Annotated in this window: 12 protein-coding genes; 6 read left to right on the forward strand and 6 right to left on the reverse strand. The window is 65.0% G+C overall.

Annotation, left to right across the window (positions count from 1 at the left end):
* The first annotated feature begins 50 nt into the window (after positions 1 to 50).
* The 3 genes from GY40_RS16595 (at position 51) to GY40_RS16605 (ending at position 4,087) form a co-directional block, all read left to right on the forward strand.
* Entirely contained in the window at positions 51 to 1,115 is a 1,065-nt protein-coding gene (locus tag GY40_RS16595) for a glycosyltransferase family 2 protein (RefSeq protein ID WP_081925478.1), read from the forward strand.
* Positions 1,116 to 2,951, forward strand: coding sequence for an asparagine synthase (glutamine-hydrolyzing) (gene asnB, locus GY40_RS16600; RefSeq protein ID WP_038364561.1), 1,836 nt, complete (start codon positions 1,116 to 1,118; stop codon positions 2,949 to 2,951). It begins immediately after the preceding gene.
* A gap of 68 nt (positions 2,952 to 3,019) precedes the next feature.
* On the forward strand, positions 3,020 to 4,087 hold the full coding sequence (locus GY40_RS16605) for a glycosyltransferase (protein ID WP_156115980.1): 1,068 nt from the start codon (positions 3,020 to 3,022) through the stop codon (positions 4,085 to 4,087).
* 729 nt (positions 4,088 to 4,816) lie between these two features.
* Here GY40_RS16605 and terL read toward each other — a convergent pair.
* The 3 genes from terL to GY40_RS16625 form a co-directional block, all read right to left on the reverse strand.
* On the reverse strand, positions 4,817 to 5,656 hold the full coding sequence (gene terL, locus GY40_RS16615) for a phage terminase large subunit (protein WP_051988198.1): 840 nt from the start codon (positions 5,654 to 5,656) through the stop codon (positions 4,817 to 4,819).
* A 32-nt stretch (positions 5,657 to 5,688) separates the two neighbouring features.
* Positions 5,689 to 7,179 carry a DNA modification methylase gene (locus GY40_RS16620; protein WP_051988199.1) on the reverse strand — a complete coding sequence of 497 codons (1,491 nt, stop codon included), beginning with the start codon at positions 7,177 to 7,179 and terminating at the stop codon, positions 5,689 to 5,691.
* A 733-nt stretch (positions 7,180 to 7,912) separates the two neighbouring features.
* Positions 7,913 to 8,818: a glycosyltransferase family protein gene (locus tag GY40_RS16625; RefSeq protein WP_156115982.1), complete on the reverse strand. Its 906-nt coding sequence runs from the start codon at positions 8,816 to 8,818 to the stop codon at positions 7,913 to 7,915.
* A 454-nt stretch (positions 8,819 to 9,272) separates the two neighbouring features.
* On the opposite strand from GY40_RS16625, the gene GY40_RS16630 reads away from it, so the two are divergent.
* Entirely contained in the window at positions 9,273 to 10,928 is a 1,656-nt protein-coding gene (locus GY40_RS16630) for a GMC family oxidoreductase (RefSeq protein ID WP_038365141.1), read from the forward strand.
* A 74-nt stretch (positions 10,929 to 11,002) separates the two neighbouring features.
* Positions 11,003 to 11,530 (forward strand): hypothetical protein, encoded by a 528-nt coding sequence (locus GY40_RS26625; RefSeq protein ID WP_081925506.1) that lies wholly within the window; start codon positions 11,003 to 11,005, stop codon positions 11,528 to 11,530.
* Positions 11,531 to 11,534: 4 nt separating this feature from the next.
* Here the strand turns inward: GY40_RS26625 and GY40_RS16640 are convergent, their stop codons facing one another.
* The 3 genes from GY40_RS16640 to cobD all read right to left on the reverse strand — a co-directional run bounded on the left by GY40_RS16640 (position 11,535) and on the right by cobD (position 14,862).
* Positions 11,535 to 12,749 (reverse strand): MFS transporter, encoded by a 1,215-nt coding sequence (locus GY40_RS16640; RefSeq protein ID WP_038364563.1) that lies wholly within the window; start codon positions 12,747 to 12,749, stop codon positions 11,535 to 11,537.
* A 13-nt stretch (positions 12,750 to 12,762) separates the two neighbouring features.
* Positions 12,763 to 13,734 (reverse strand): D-2-hydroxyacid dehydrogenase, encoded by a 972-nt coding sequence (locus GY40_RS16645; RefSeq protein ID WP_038365144.1) that lies wholly within the window; start codon positions 13,732 to 13,734, stop codon positions 12,763 to 12,765.
* Between the two features lie 84 nt (positions 13,735 to 13,818).
* Positions 13,819 to 14,862 carry a threonine-phosphate decarboxylase CobD gene (gene cobD, locus GY40_RS16650; RefSeq protein ID WP_038364564.1) on the reverse strand — a complete coding sequence of 348 codons (1,044 nt, stop codon included), beginning with the start codon at positions 14,860 to 14,862 and terminating at the stop codon, positions 13,819 to 13,821.
* Between cobD and cbiB the strand changes: the two genes are divergently transcribed.
* On the forward strand, positions 14,861 to 15,838 hold the full coding sequence (cbiB, locus tag GY40_RS16655; RefSeq protein ID WP_038364565.1) for an adenosylcobinamide-phosphate synthase CbiB: 978 nt from the start codon (positions 14,861 to 14,863) through the stop codon (positions 15,836 to 15,838). The two genes, cobD and cbiB, sit on opposite strands and share 2 nt — an antisense overlap.
* The last annotated feature ends 4 nt before the right edge of the window (positions 15,839 to 15,842 follow it).

Raw genomic sequence — 15,842 nt, forward strand, 5'->3', positions numbered from 1 at the left:
GCGGGCTGCTTCCTTGCAATGAACGGGCCTGTCCTCTACTAGCTCCCATTATGCAGAAAGAGCCGATTTCCCATCAACTTGCCGCGTCCCAGGCAGGTTCTCCGCCAGCGCCCCGGGGCGAAACGACGCTGTCGACGATTTCTGTCGTGATCCCGATGTACAACGAGGCGGAAAGCGTGGACGCATTGTGCGACCAACTGCGCTCTGCTTTATCGTCGGCCCCGTGGAGCTGGGAGGTCGTCTTTGTCAACGACGGCAGCACCGACGAGACGGCCCTGCGGTTAATCGACCAGGTCAAGCGTTTCCCGGACAAGTTCCGCTTCGTCGATCTCCAACGCAATTTCGGCCAGACGGCCGCGTTGATGGCGGGCATCGACCATGCGCGCGGCGATATCATCGTTCCGATGGACGGCGATCTTCAGAACGATCCCAAGGATATCGCCCGCCTCGTCGCCAAGATCGGCGAAGGGTTCGACGTGGTATCGGGATGGCGCCGCGATCGTCAGGACGCCAATGTCCGCCGCGTCCTGCCGAGCCGGATCGCCAACAAGCTGATCTCGGTGATCTCCGGCGTGCATCTACATGACTATGGCTGCTCGCTGAAGGCCTATCGACGCGATGTGCTGGTGGGCTTCCGGCTCTATGGCGAAATGCACCGCTTCGTGCCGATCTTCGCGCGGTGGCAGGGTGCCAAGATCACGGAAATGGTGGTCGACCACCACCCGCGTAAATTTGGTATCTCTAAATACGGCCTCGAGCGGATCTTCAAGGTCCTGCTGGACCTGCTGCTGGTCAAGTTCCTCACGCAATACGACACCAAGCCCATCTACGTCTTCGGCGGCGTGGGAGCGATGTTCTTCGGTTTAAGCGGGATAGGCGCCATCTATGCGATCTGGCTGAAGCTGTTCAGCAACACGTCGTTCATCCAAACGCCGCTGCCGCTCATGGTCATGTTCGGCGCCATGACGGGAACCATGTGCATTCTGCTCGGCCTGCTGGCCGAGGTTCTCGTGCGAATCTATTTCGAATCCCAGGGCAAGACGCAATATGCGGTGCGCAGCGTCATTGGCGGCGAGGAGGTGCCCCTCACCTCGGACGGTCAAAGGACGGCCTGAATGTGCGGCATCGCGGGCTTCGTGGGGCGCGGGGATGAGACTGTCCTGAAAGCGATGACCGACTGCCTGGCCCATCGGGGGCCAGACGGCGAAGGCCACTTCATCGACTGGGACACAGCGGTTTTTCTCGGCCATCGCCGGCTTGCCGTCATCGACATCGCACTCGGCCAGCAGCCGATGTGGAACGAAGACGGTCAGGTCGGCATCGTCTTCAACGGCATGATCTACAATCACGCCGCTCTGCGAACGGAACTCATCGCCTGCGGGCACGTCTTCCGGAGCCATCACAGCGATACGGAAGTCCTGGTGCATGGCTGGGAGGAGTGGGGTCTCGGCCTGCTCGAACGGCTCAACGGCATGTTCGCCTTCGCCATCCTCGACCGGAGGCATGCGCGCTTGATCTTGGCTCGCGACCGGTTCGGCGAGAAGCCGCTATTCTATGCCGATGGCGCTGGCGGAACGGTCTTCGCATCCGAACTGTCCGCGATCCTGGAGCATCCGGACTATGCCGGCGCGACGATGGATCCTTCGGCCATCCGCAAATATCTCGCCTATGGCTTCTTCCCCGCCCCGCTGACGCCCTATAGGGCGATCGCGAAGCTCCCTCAAGGCCATGCGCTCGAAATCGATCTCAAGACGAGCGAAACGCGGCTTCACTGCTACTGGCGCTTTGCCATCGAGACCGGTGCAGAACCCTCAGGAAGCCCTGAAAGCTGGGCTGAAGAGCTGGACAGCCTGTTGACCGAGGCCGTCTTTTTGAGGCTCGACAGCGACCGGCCCCTGGGCATCTTTCTGTCGGGGGGCCTCGATAGCAGCACCATTCTCAGTCACGCTGCACAGCTGCGACCACCCGAAAGCATCGAAAGCTTCGCTATCGGCTTCAATGAGGACAGCTTCGACGAATCCGTTTACGCGACGCAGATGGCGTCCCATGTCGGCTCTCGCCATCGCATGGAAATGTGCGATCTCGACACAGTCCGCGCGCTTCTGAGCCAGCTTCCGGCGATCATCGACGAGCCCTTGGGGGATAGCTCGATCCTCCCGACCTATCTTCTGTGCAAATTTGCGAGAAGGCACGTCACGGTCGCCCTGTCGGGCGACGGCGGAGACGAGCTTTTCGCAGGCTACGACCCGTTCAAAGTCCTTGCCAAGGCGAAGCTCTACAACCAGTTCGTCCCGAAACCCGTCCATGGCGTCATTGCGGCTATCGCTGCGCGAATGCCGCCATCGGATAGGAACATGAGCTTCGATTTCAAGCTCAATCGCGGGCTGCGCGGTCTGGGGATGAGACCTGCCCTGTGGAATCCGATCTGGCTCGGCCCGGCTTCGCCGTCCGATATCGCCGCGCTGATGTCCGAGCCCGTCGACGTGGAAGACCTCTACAGCGAGGCCGTTACAGCGTGGGATTCCTCTGCAAGTACAGATATCGTCGACCGCACGCTCGAATTCTACACGAACTTCTATCTCGCCGACGATATCATGGTCAAAAGCGACAGAGCCGGGATGCGAAACGGCCTCGAAGTACGCGCTCCCTTTCTCGATAATCACGTCGTGGACTTCGCCCGGCGCCTGCCCGCTTCGGCCAAGCTGAGATCGGGCAAGACGAAATGGGTCTTACGGCAATCGGCTGATCGTCGGCTTCCATCGGATCTTCTGAGGCGAAGGAAGAAGGGCTTCGGCATTCCCCTGTCCCGCTGGCTTCGCGAGATGCCCGAATCCGTGATCGGTAAACCGGCCATGCTCGATGCCGGCGCGCTCCACCGGTTCTGGCAAGAACATCATAACCGGAAGCGCGATCATCGCGGCGCGCTTTGGTGCGCGCTGACATTAAGCTGACCGACGCTCCGCCGCGCCGGAACGATGCGGTCCCGCCCGACGTCCACCCTTCACCAGAGCATTGATCCTTGGAACCCAGTTCGGAAAAGAGCGTCTGCTTTATCCTCGACCATCTCGGAGTAGGCGGCGTGCAGGAGTTCATTCTGAACTTCTGCAAATTCATGCGTGGCAAAAACCGGGTGACGGTTGTGTCGATCTTCGGCAACGACATCTACTCCGACCGGCTCAGAGCCGCAGGCGCAGAGGTCGTCATGCTGACCGACCGCCGCTATAGCTACGCCGCCGTGCTCGACCCGCGGTCGTTCAGCGCCTTTTTCAGTTTCTATCGTGCGAATGCTTCGCGCTTCGATAGGATCCATCTCAAGCTTTTCGCGACCTTCGCCTACGCATCGCTGATGGGCGAATGGCGCTCGCCGAAAGTGAGCGCAGGGCTGGATTGCAATCGAAGCCAGCTTCCATTTCCGATCCAGGCGCTCTTCTGGATATTTGGGCGCTTCTATCGGCGCTTTTATCTCAGCAAGCTTCTGTGGAGCGATTATTCCGCCTTTGGCCTCAGGCCCGATCAGCTGCTGGATCAGCAATACCCGGTCACGGAGCGCAGCAGTAACACACCTCGCCATTACCCGGCTTCGTTTGCTTTCCTCTCTGTCGGGCGCGGCATTCCGCAAAAAGGACATGCCGAAGCGGTCGCACTGTTCATGGAACTGAAGCGCCGGCTGAACGGAGACGTCAGCCTGACCATCATCGGCGAGGGCCCGGCCATAGATGCGCTAAAGGAACGATATCCGCCGGGACAAGGCGAGATGATCAGCTTTCCCGGCTCCGTGGACGACTATGACGATTGGCTCATCGGCGCGACGGGGATCATTCGCATGGCCTTCGGCGAAGATACAAACTCGGTCATTCGGGAAGGGGTTCTGGCGGGCAAGGTCGTAGCGACCACACTGGAAGGGCCCGGTTGCAGGGACCTCGCCGAGAAGGGCCTCGTGATCGCGATCGATCGCGAAGACTTGGCCGGCAGCGCCGCTAGGCTGGCAGAGGCTGCAACCACCAGCACCGAAAGTAAACGTGAATATCTGAAAAGATCAGCTCTGCTGATCTGGCATGATGATGAAGCCTATAAGATGTATGATTAATTATTATTAAATACAAATTACTATAAAATTATATTTTATTTGATTTAATTTGTAAATTTGATATACTTTGTGCGATTTTTAATTTCATTAAATCTGCATTCAATTTCAATGCCTGCGTCCGAAACCTTAGATCGCAGATCGAATAATTCCGATTTCTTTTGGGCGGGATGCTAGCCAGGCTGCGCGTTCACAGACCTGGACCGCGTAGGGCGTTGGCGTCGCAGGCTCTGCCGGCCATAAGCATCGCGCCGGGAGGGAGGTGGCCGATCAGCTCAGCAGCGCTGGCGATGTCGCTTGCTAGCCCCGCCGTCAACCTGAGATGGATTGGGCGCACTTGCTTATCGACGAGGGCATGGATTGAGGTGGTAAGCATGCCTCGCGAGCGACCGAGACAACGATCTCGACGCCACTTTTTCCGATCGCACCCTGTTAGTCGACATGCACGACCGAGGAATCGATCATCTGGACGTAGCCGTCGTAAATCTTTGTGATCACGTCAATAAGCCCAACCCAGACGCAAGCTTTGCGCCAGCGGTTGAGCGATTTTAGATCTTCGCCGGTGGGCCGTAGCCCGCAGAAACATCCGCCAGATCTGAGACCCTGATGGAGGCCGGCATGCTCGACGCACAGCGCAACCAGGCGCTGCGCCAGATCATGGTCGGCTGCATGGCCGGTCGCGGCTACAGCATGACCCCGGTCACGGTTCAGCCGTAAGCGGGGTCATGCCCGTCACGGATCAAGGAGGGGACGGGATTTCGGGCGCACGATCCGCTGCTGCCGCTCCCGGATCACCGGGGTCTTCGCCGTCAGATATTTGAGCGCCTGGCTCGTCGCGTCCACCTGATCGTCATGGCGCGACAGCGGGAACGCCAGAAGCTCGGCGAGATAGTCGCTCTGCCACGTCGCTTCGCGCGGCAAGATCACCTGCCCCGCTTCGAAGCGGGCAGCCTGCGCCATCAGCCGAGCGGTCTTCTCGATCCGCGATTGCTGCAGGAGCGGGTAAAGCGCGCCGCTCTTGCGCTGATCCTGGGGGAGCGCCCGTCCAAGCTCTGTGTCCTCAATCAGGGTGGCATCGACCGCATGGGTCTTGGCGAGCCCGATCATCTTGCGCCGCAGCTCCGGCGCCTCCCAGCGCCCGCGATCCACATCTATCAGATAATAGCGCTGCCCCATCGCACCCCAGACCATCCCACCCGACCAGTCCGAATGCTCAGCATGGGTCGAGGCGGTATCCCAGGATGCGATTGTGAGGTCGAAGGCGTCCGGGCACTCCTGCGCATAGCGCAACCCGTCGCGCTTGATGGTTTGCCCCTCGGCCGGCAACGGGTTCTGCTGATACTGAGCCGAGAAATTGAGCGAGCCGAGATTACGCTTGGCCGCCTCCAGCCATTCGATCGTATCGCGACCCGGGTGCAGCACCTCGCCGGCGGGGCGGTGGTACATAGCCTCGGCCCCATCCCCGATCCGGCAGCAGGCGTCGTCCGGTGCGATCGCTGGGATCGACAACACCTCCCACTCCTCCTTCTCCAACACATGGCCGACGAGATCATCCTCATGCAGCCGCTGCATCACGATGATGATCGCTCCGTTCAGTTTGTCGTTCAGGCGCGAGTAGAGCGTGCTGTCATAGAACTCGTGCGCGCGCCTGCGTGCGACCGCCGAGGTTGCGCCTCCAGCCCATTGATCGGATCGTCGATGATGATGAGATCGGCGCCGCGGCCAAGCACCGAGCCGCCGACAGAAGAGGCGAAGCGACAGCCCTGAGCCATGGTCTTGATCTCATGGCCGCGATTGGCCGCGATCGCAAAGTGCGGGAACGCGCGGCGATACCAGCCCGACAAGACCACGCTGCGGAACCCCGCAGCGCGAGTGAGCGACAACTCCTGCGCATAGCTGATTGCCATGATCCGCTTATGCGGATCGATCTCCATCAGGAAGCCGCGGCGCCTGGTCTTGTGCGCCGCAATCAGCGTCGTGCCCGAGCCACCGAAGGGGTCGAGGATGATCCCCTTCGGCTTCGAACAATCCTTGATCGCGTCCATCACCAGCGCGCAGGGCTTGACCGTCGGGTGGCTGGTCAGCTCCGTCATCCGCCCCTTCCGGAAGCCGTTGACGCCGGGATAGCTCCACAGCGTCGTGCGGTAGCGGCCGTGACGGCCGAACTCGATGTTGTTGATGTGGGACGCCTTCCTCTTCTTCCACAACGGGATGAGCTCGGTCTGGCTGCGATACAGCGAGCCGAGCCCACCCATGGTCTTGTCCCAGGTGATCACGCCCTTAAGCTCGTCGAACACCGCAAAGCCGGCGTTGAGCATCTCATGCAGGTGCGGACCGTCGATGCAGGCGAAGATTAACGCCCCATCCTGCGACGATGTCGCGATCGGGGTGAATATCTCCTGCAGGAAGGCGGTGAACTCCGCCTTGGTCATCTCGCCCGCCGCCATCGCGAACTCGCGGTGCTTGATCTTGCCGTGGCCGCTGATGGGGACGTTGTAGGGCGGGTCGGTGAAGACCATCTGGGCCTGCCCTTCCCCCATCAGCACGACATAGGCCTCCCGATGGCGGGCATCGCCGCACAGAATGCGATGCTCGCCGAGCAGCCACAGATCGCCTCGGCGGCCAACGGCCGTGGCCGCCAGCTCCGGCAGTGCGTCGGCCGGATCCGCCTTCGCCTGCGACGGCGCTCCACCATCCGGGATCACGTCGATCTGCCCGGTCTCGAAGCCGGTGAACTCCACCGCGGATTCGACTTCGATCAGCGCGCCCAGCTCGAGCTTCAGGATCTCCTCGTCCCAGCCGGAGAGCTCCGCCAGACGGTTGTCCGCCAGGCGCAGCGCTCGGATCTCGCTCAGGTCGAGGTGGTCCAGGCAAACGACCGGCGCCTGCTTGATTCCCAGGAGCTTGGCCGCCTCGTAGCGACCGTGGCCGGCGACGATCTCACCGGCCTTGCAATCATGACCGGCGTCACGAAACCGAACGCCTTGATGCTCTCCGCGACCATGTGGATCTGCTTGCGCGAATGCGTGCGCGCGTTGCGCGGCGACCGCGTCAGCTGCGCGAGCGCCTTCATCACGGTCTGCGGCGCGAAACACGCCGCTGCCTGTTCGAGGATCGGGGCGTCGGCAACGCTACCGCGACGCTGGCGCGTCCGCACGCGCGGGTTGGGGATTCGGAGGACATTGCGATCGTTCCTTTTGCAAGGAGACGACCAGAGCAAGCGAGCACCCGCGGCAAAACGCGCGCCACCGCATCGCTGCCGAAGGAGCTGGTCTTACCTAACGAGGGCTGCTCACCTAAAGTGAAATGCCTCAATCTGGATGCCGGGACTCGAACTGATCGGTCTCGGCCAATGCCGACGATCATGCGCCAGCGCCAATCTCACAGCGCCTTCAGAGCGCAAATTCAAGGACTTAAGTCCTGAAAATCAGGAACATATACTGCCCTTGTCCGCTCAAGGGCACTCTGCCGCCTGACTCGCACGCCCTTCTGCCCGCTCGGCACCGGCGCAACCTCCCTGCCGGTGTGAGAGAAATTCCCAGCCATCTCAAAAGCAGCTCCCAGCACCTCGTCAGCGGAAATCCCTGCTGCCACAAGCGTCCTATCGCCTACAGTACCTTGAAAATCCTCAGGTTTGGCCAACCCTGGACAACCGAAGAGCCAGTTCTTTTCACGGATTTCCCTGATAATTCCCTCATACAAGGGAATTCTGAAGTATCGAGCTTTAGCTAGAGGATATTCTTTATTCGCGGCGCCGCTAGTCCGTTCGCCAAGGCTTGTGTCGGTTCCGGAGATTTACTAGAGACCCGACAGCGGGCGCCATACGGCCTATCCCATCCCCTCTGGCGCAGGACCAAGCCGCCCCTTTAGGCCGTCGCGCAGGCCGGCTTGGATAGGGCGCAGGGCACCCCGGGGGCCTTTCAGGGCGAGCAGGCCAACCTGCGCCGCCAGCCCGACGCAGGACTTGATCCGCCAGAACAGCGGCACATGCCGCAGCCTTGCCGTGGCGATCACATTGCGCGCGTAATAATAATTCCGGATCGGAGCGTGGCGCAGGATCTGAGGCTTGCCGAGCTCGGCTTCGCTCACCGCCTCGCCCCAGCGATGCGGCATGGCGAGAGACGTGACGACATAGGAGGCCCAGCCTTTGCTCCAGGCCCGGAAGCCCCATTCCACATCCAGACCCGCGATGAAGAAATCGTCCCTGAAAGGCCCGATCTCCCGGTAAGCGGCCAGATTCAGCAACGAGCCCGAGGTCGGGGCGAAATCCACCGTGGCCAGACCATCGGGCTGCGGCTCGCCGCGCCATTCATAGCGGATCGGCTTGTAGAAGCCCTCCTCCGGCGGCACCAGGCGCGGCGCGAGAATGGCGATCCTCTCCCCCGCCAACTCCAACGCCAGCGCGCGGCTGGCGAGCGCCGCGAGGATATCCGCCGTCGGCTCACTATCCTGATCGAGCAGGAGCACATGGGCGAAACCCGCCGCAGCCGCCGCATCGAGCACGGCATTGAGGCCGCGCCCGAGACCGACATTGTCGGGGCTCTCCATCAGGCGCAGGTCGGCCGGAGCGAGAGCGGCAAGGGCGTCGGCCTCGACCGGGCCATTGGCGAAAGCGAAGAGCGGGATGCCCCGCAGCCCTTCGGCCTGCCGCGCCAGCAATGCGGGATCCGGCCGGTACAGCACCACAGCCGCACAGGCTGCCTTGCTTGGCGTCTGTCCCTCCAGTGCCGTCATGGCGCGCGCAATCCTCGTTGAATCGCGGACCTTTAAGCCTTGGCCTCCGCCCGATCAACTCTTGGCGCATACCATCTCCCGAAGCTGATTGCTCCGGCGTCTTGGCGCGTCAGGATCAAAGGTTTTTTGCCTTCGGACACGGAGCGCCAAGCCAACCCGACCATCTGCGGCGACCGCTTCGAGCAAATTTCCCTGCAACTTCTCTGATCGCTGCGAATTTGGCGATCTGCCCCAGCCTCGCGCGCCAGCGACGCCTCGTGCCAGAACAACGGCCCTCCTGGACCTGGCCGCCGAAAGCCCCCACCACGATGAGACGCCGATCGAGCGCATCCTTATCCCCCGGCCGGTGTGCAGATCCGCGCACTGTCGCGCCAGTTTGACCTGTGCCAAGCTGCTCTTCTGCCAGGAAACTGGCCGCTTTCGTCGATCACGCCTTGGAAGCCCCATGCCCGATATGCCTTCCACCGATCGCCGCCTGATCGGCACTTTCGATTATGTCGTCATCGGTGCAGGCTCGGCCGGCTGCGTCGTCGCCAACCGGCTGGCGGCCGACCCGAAACAGAAAGTCATGGTGCTGGAGGCCGGCGGCAAGGATGACTGGATCTGGTTCCACATTCCGGTCGGCTATCTCTTCGCCATCGGCAATCCGCGCGCCGACTGGATGTTCCAGACCGAGCCGCAGGCCGGGCTCGGCGGCCGGGTGCTGGCCTATCCGCGCGGCAAGGTCGTCGGCGGCTCCTCCGCGATCAACGCCATGGTCTATATGCGCGGCCAGGCGGCCGATTACGATGGCTGGCGCCAGCGCGGCCTCTCCGGCTGGGGCTGGGACGATGTGCTGCCCTATTTCCTCAGACATGAGGACCATATCGCGCCGCCTCCCGGCGGGCTGCACAGGGCCGGCGGAGAATGGCGCGTCGAGCATCCGCGGGTGCGCTGGGCGATCCTCGACGCCATCCGCGACGCGGCCGAGGCGGCCGGCATCGCCAAGATCCCGGATTTCAACACCGGCGACAATGAAGGCTCCTCCTATTTCCAGGTGAACCAGCGGCGCGGGCGGCGCCTGAGCGCCTTCAACGCTTTCTTGAGGCCGCTGCTCGACCAGCGCGACCGCAGCAATCTGCGGCTGGAGACGCGGGTGCATGTCGAGCGCATCGTCTTCGAGGAGGGCCGCGCGACCGCCGTCGAATTCACCCATGGCGCGGGCACGTCGAGCGCGGAGAAGCTCAGGGTGGAGGTGCGCGGCGAGGTGGTGCTGTCGGCCGGCGCCGTTGCCTCCCCGCTCCTGCTCGAACGCTCCGGCATCGGCGGCGGCGCCCATCTCCAGTCGCTCGGGATCGAGACGCTGGTCGACGCGCCCGGCGTCGGCACGAACCTGCAGGACCATCTGCAGATCCGGCCGGTCTACAAGGTCCATGGCGTCAAGACGTTGAACAGCGACTATGCGAGGCTCTGGCGCCGGCCGCTGATGGCGCTGGAATGGGCGGCGCTGCGCACCGGCCCCCTGACCATGGCGCCCTCGCAGGTCGGCGCCTTCGCCAAATCCTCGCCGGACTACGCGACGGCGAATCTGCAATATCATTTCCAGCCGCTGTCGCTGGATAGCTGGGGATCGGGCCTGCATCCCTTCGACGCCTTCACGGCGAGCGTCTGCAATCTCAGGCCGTCGAGCCGGGGCAGCGTGCATCTGCGTTCGGCCGATCCCTATGACGGACCGGTCATTTCCCCGAACTATCTCGATACGGAGGAGGATCGGCAGGTCGCGATCGATGCGCTGAAGCTGACGCGGCGGATCGTGGCGCAGGCGCCGCTCGCCCGCTTCCGGCCGGAGGAATATCTGCCGGGCGCGGCCGCCGATTCCGACGCGGCGCTGCTGGAGGCCGCCGGCAAGCTCGGCACGACGATCTTCCATCCCGTCGGCACGGCGAAGATGGGCCGCGCCGACGATCCCCTCGCCGTGCTGGACGAAAGGCTCAAGGTGCGCGGCGTGAGCGGGCTGCGCGTCATCGATGCCTCGGTGATGCCGGCCATCACCTCGGGCAACACCGCCAACCCGACCATGATGATCGCCGAGAAGGGCGCGGCGATGCTCAAGGAGGATGCGCGCCGCTGAGCGGGGCATGTCCTGGATGCGCCGCGCCGCAGGCTTTGAAACGCCATAAATTCAGGCTTATGAATCCGGCTGCGATGTCCGATCCGTTTTCGCCTCCGCCCGCCCCGAAGCGCGGCCCGCTCAAGCGCGGGCTGCTCGCGGTGCTGCGCGCGATCCTCGTCGTCTTCATCGTCCTCGACGAGCTGCTGCGGCCGCTCTACCGACCACTGATCCGCCGGCTTGCCGATTTGCGCGTCGTGCAAAAGCTGGAGGAGAAAGTCGCCGCCCTGCCGCGCCCGCTCGTGCTGCTGGCGCTGGCGATCCCCTTCGCGATCGCCGAACCGCTGAAGATTTTCGGCCTGCTGCTGTTCGCGCGCGGACAGTTCTGGCCCGGGCTCGTCGTGACCGCCTTCGCGCATCTGATGAGCTTCGTCCTGGTCGAGCGCATCTATGAGGCCGGGCGCGAGAAGCTGCTGAGCTATCGCTGGTTCGCCTGGATCATGGCGCAGGTGGTGCGGGTGCGCGACACCGTGCTCGGCTGGGTCAGGGAGACCTCAGCCTATGGCTTCGCCATGCGGACGCGCGACGCCGCGCGCCGCTGGTGGCGCACCATGCTGGCCTGAAGGTTTACGCCGCGCGGCTGCGGGCGAGCACGAAGAGGGCCGCCGCCGCCAGGGCGGACAGCACGATCAGCACCAGCGTCGAGACCGTGACGCCGCCGCGTTCCAGCGCGACGGCGAAGACGAGCGGCGCCGCCGCCTTGATGACGAGGCCGGGCGCCGCGAGCTTGCCCATCGTCGCACCGAAGCCGACCGGCCCGAAAAGCTGGAGCGGCACCGTGCCGCGCACGATCGAGCCCAGCCCCATGCTGATGCCGAAGGCGACCGCAAAGAGGCCGGCGACCACCGGCAATGCGCCCCCGATCAACAGGAGCGCGAGGCCGAGCGGCATCAGGCAGGCCGAGACCCAGGCCGTGGTCACCGGCGGCACGGCCTTCCCGAACAGCATCTCAACGAGGCGCCCCGCAACCTGGGACGGCCCGAGCATCGTGCCGATGCCCACCGCCACGGCCGCGCTGAGCCCGAAACCGCGCAGCAGCGCCAGCAGATGCACGGCCATGGCGGAGACGACGAAGCCCTGCAGCGAGAAGGCGAGCGCCAGCAGCAGGAAAGCGCGACGGCGCGCCTCGCCCCCGAGATAGGCCGGCGCCGCGATCGCGCCGGCATCGTCCGGGATCGCCGCAGGCTGGGTGGCCGCACGGCGGACCCGGCCGGGCAGGAAGGCGAGATGCAGCGGCGCGCAGATGACGAGCTGCGACAGGCCGTAGAGCCGGTAGACGCCGCGCCAGTCGAGGATGGCGAGCAGGGTGCTGGTCAGAGGCCAGAACAGGGTCGAGGCGAAGCCGGCGATCAGGGTGAGCTGGCTGATCGCGCGGCGCGCCCGGTCGCCACGCGCCTGACTCAGCGCCGTGAAGGCGGCATCGTAGAACACCGCGGTCGTGACCGCCTGGAGCACCACCATCGCCGCGACATAGCTGACGATGCCGCGCACCTCGGCGAGCGCCATCAGAGAAAGCCCGGCCAGGACGGAGCCCAGCGTCATCACCAGCCGGGTGCCGTAGCGGTCGATCAGGCTCCCCGTCACCGGTGCGACCGCGCCGCCCAGCAGCAGGCCGACGGCGAAACCGCCGAAGGTCCATTCCGGCGCCCAGCCGAATTCGGCGGTGATACGCGGCGCGAGCACGGTGAAGGCGTAATAGAGCGCGCCATAGCCGAAGATCTGGGTGACGCCGAGCGCAGGGATCAGCGCCGGCCCGCCCGGCCGGAAGAGATGCGGCGGCACGCCGCGATCCTCCCTAGACGACCTGGTTGCGCAGGCTCTGCTCGCCGCGCGCCAGCCTGTCGAGATTGTCGAGGAGCATGTCGACGACATTGCGCTCGTAGAGCCGCGTCTCGCCGGCGCTGTGCGGCGTGACGATCACCTGCGGCAGGCGCCAGAAGGGCGAGGCGGCCGGCAGGGGCTCCTCATGGAAGCAGTCGAGCCCAGCGCCGGCGATCTGGCCGCCCGCCAGCGCGCCGAGCAGGGCCGCCTCGTCGACGACCTTGCCGCGCGCGACATTGATGAGGAAGGCCGAAGGCTTCATCGCACCGAGGATGCGGGCGTCGATCAGCCCCTCGGTCTCGGGGGTGAGCGGGCAGGTCAGGGCGACGAAATCGGCCTCCGCCACGACCTCGGCGAGGCGGTCGGGCTTGACGATCGCATGGACATGCGGATGCGCCTCCGGATTGCGGCGCACGCCGATGACGCGCATGTCGAAGGCGCAGGCCAGCTTCGCGAGTCTCAAGCCGATGCGGCCGAGGCCGACGATCACCAGCGTCTTGCCGCCGAGCTCGTCCTCGCGCCGGGCGCGGTCACCGATCATCGGGCGCCAACGCTGCGCCATCTGGTTGTCGCGGGCGAAATGGATCTGGCGCGCCAGAGCCAGGATCAGCGAGATCGCATGCTCGGCGACGGCGCGCTCATTGCTGCCCTGGGCGCTCGCGAGCCGGACCCCGGCCGCCGCCAGCGCCGCCTTGTCGAACTGGTCGGTGCCGGCGCTGACCGACTGGATGAAACGCAGTTTCGGCAGGCGCGGCAGGAGGTCGTTGCGCCAGAGGCCCGAGACGACCAGTACATCGGCTTCCGGCGCCCGCTCGCGCAGATCGTCGAGGGTGCGCACCTCGAAATGCTTTGCGTCGCGTCCGCGCGTCAGGAACTCGTCCTGCAACTGATAGGCGGCGTGGGCGAAGCCGATCGTCAGCTCGCTCTCCGCTGGCAACAACGTCATCTGTTCCATTCCTCCCGAATCCGCATTTTGGGCGACGTTAGACGGCGCGCCGGCCGCTGTCCCCGCGCCCACCGCATGCAAGCTTCACGCTGACGGCGATGCCTGCCGGACATCGGCGGCCAGCGCCTGCTGCAAGCGCGACCAGGCAGCGTCATCGCCCGGCAGACCGAAGCGCAAACGATCCGGCGCATTCTGGAAGCGGCGAACATAGATTCCGTGGCGGCCGAGGCGGGCGAAGAGTGCTGGTGCTGCCGGCGTTTCGAGCAAACGGAACAGGCTCGTGCCGCCGACGATGCGGCCACGCGGCGCGAGCAGCGCATCGAGGCGCGCAGCGTCCCGCGCCCGCGCTTCACCGGCATCGGCGAGCCAGGCGGCATCCGCCAAGGCCCGCGCGCCGAGATGCAGAGCCGGGCCGGCGACCGACCAGGGTCCGAGCGCCGCCGCGAGCCGTGCCATCAGATCGGGCGCACCAATGGCGAAGCCGAGGCGCAGACCGGCCAAGCCATAGGTCTTGCCGAAGGAGCGCAGCACCACCACACCGGCCGGCAGATCCGGCACGATGCTCGTCTCCGGCGTGAAATCGGCGAAGGCTTCGTCGACGACGAGCAGGCCGCCGCGGGCAGCGCAGCGCGCCGCAAGCTCCGCGATTTCCGCCCGCGCGAGCAGCCGCCCGTCGGGGTTGTTGGGATTGACCACGACGAAGGTCGCCGCCGCCTCTTCGGGTCTCGCCGCTTCGGTGACGATATAGCCTGCCTTGCGCCAGGCATGGGCATGCTCCGCATAGGTCGGGCCGAGGATGGCGACGGGCCCTGCCGGCGCCAGACGAGGCAGCAACTCGATCAGGATCTGCGTGCCGGGCGCGGCGACGATGCCGGCATCGCCCGGCACCCGATAGGCGGCGCGGGCAGCGGCGAGGAGCGCGGCCTCGTCATCGGCGCCCGGCAGGCGCGTCCACAGGCTTAACGGCAGCTCCGGAAGCGGATAGGGGATCGGATTGATCCCGGTGGAAAGATCGATCCAGGGCTGCGGCGCATCCGGAAAGAGCGCGCAGGCCGTGGCGAGATCGCCGCCATGCCAGATGCCGTCCTCAGCCAAGTCTCCAGCCCCAATCGCGCCCGCGCCCCGCATGAACCTCTCCGCCAGCCTGCCGCTGCTCGTGCTTGCCCTCGCGATCGAGGCGGCCTTCGGCTATCCCTCGCGCTTCTATGCCGCAATCGGCCATCCCGTCACCTGGATCGGACGATGGATCGGCATGCTTGATCGAGTGCTGAATCGCGAGGCCGCCTCCTTCGTCACACGCAAGGCCATGGGCGCGCTGGCGCTGGCCCTGCTTCTCGCCGTCATCATCGCCTTGTCCGCACTGGCCCAGCGCCTGTGCCTCTCCTTCGGACTGCTCGGCCTGATCCCGCTCGCGCTCCTCGCCTCGACGCTCATCGCCCAGCGCAGCCTCCACGAACATGTCGCTCGTGTTGCCGAAGGGCTGGAGCGCGAGGGGCTGGACGGCGGCCGTCGAGCCGTCGCGATGATCGTCGGGCGCAATCCGCAGACGCTGGACGAGGCAGGCGTGGCGCGCGCGGCGATCGAGAGCCTCGCCGAGAATTTTTCCGACGGCATCGTCGCGCCGGCCTTCTGGCTCGGCGCGGGCGGATTGCCGGGCATCGCCGCCTACAAGGCGATCAACACCGCCGATTCGATGATCGGCCATCGCACACCGCGCCATCTCGCCTTCGGTTGGGCGGCGGCCCGGCTCGACGACCTCGTCAACCTGCCGGCCTCGCGATTGACCGCAGTGCTGCTGATCGCCTCCGCCGCTCTCGACCGGACAGCCGATGCCCGCAATGCCTGGCGGGCCGTGCGGCGCGACGCGGGCAAGCACCGCTCGCCCAATGCCGGCTGGCCGGAGGCGGCCATGGCGGGAGCGCTGGGCCTGCGCCTCGCCGGGCCGCGCGTCTATGGCGAGACCCGCGTCGAGGATCACTGGATGGCCGATGGCCGGGCCGAAGCGAATGCGGCCGATATCAGGCGAGCGCTTACACTCTACCGGCGCTCCTGCGGCCTGCTCTGGGTGTTTGCAGCGCTGCTCGCGGCAACAGCCATCCTGTGACCGC

This window comes from Allobosea sp. UNC402CLCol (assembly GCF_000745475.1).
GTDB lineage: Bacteria > Pseudomonadota > Alphaproteobacteria > Rhizobiales > Beijerinckiaceae > Allobosea > Allobosea spartocytisi.

Bases quoted from the DNA above. Each gene is read 5' to 3' on its own strand.
- GY40_RS16630 (WP_038365141.1), top strand. From the start codon at position 9,273: ATGCCTTCCACCGATCGCCGCCTGATCGGCACTTTCGATTATGTCGTC.
- GY40_RS16595 (WP_081925478.1), top strand. From the start codon at position 51: ATGCAGAAAGAGCCGATTTCCCATCAACTTGCCGCGTCCCAGGCAGGT.
- asnB (WP_038364561.1), top strand. From the start codon at position 1,116: ATGTGCGGCATCGCGGGCTTCGTGGGGCGCGGGGATGAGACTGTCCTG.
- cobD (WP_038364564.1), bottom strand. From the start codon at position 14,862: ATGCGGGGCGCGGGCGCGATTGGGGCTGGAGACTTGGCTGAGGACGGC.
- GY40_RS26625 (WP_081925506.1), top strand. From the start codon at position 11,003: ATGTCCGATCCGTTTTCGCCTCCGCCCGCCCCGAAGCGCGGCCCGCTC.
- cbiB (WP_038364565.1), top strand. From the start codon at position 14,861: ATGAACCTCTCCGCCAGCCTGCCGCTGCTCGTGCTTGCCCTCGCGATC.
- terL (WP_051988198.1), bottom strand. From the start codon at position 5,656: ATGCAGCGGCTGCATGAGGATGATCTCGTCGGCCATGTGTTGGAGAAG.
- GY40_RS16645 (WP_038365144.1), bottom strand. From the start codon at position 13,734: ATGACGTTGTTGCCAGCGGAGAGCGAGCTGACGATCGGCTTCGCCCAC.
- GY40_RS16625 (WP_156115982.1), bottom strand. From the start codon at position 8,818: ATGACGGCACTGGAGGGACAGACGCCAAGCAAGGCAGCCTGTGCGGCT.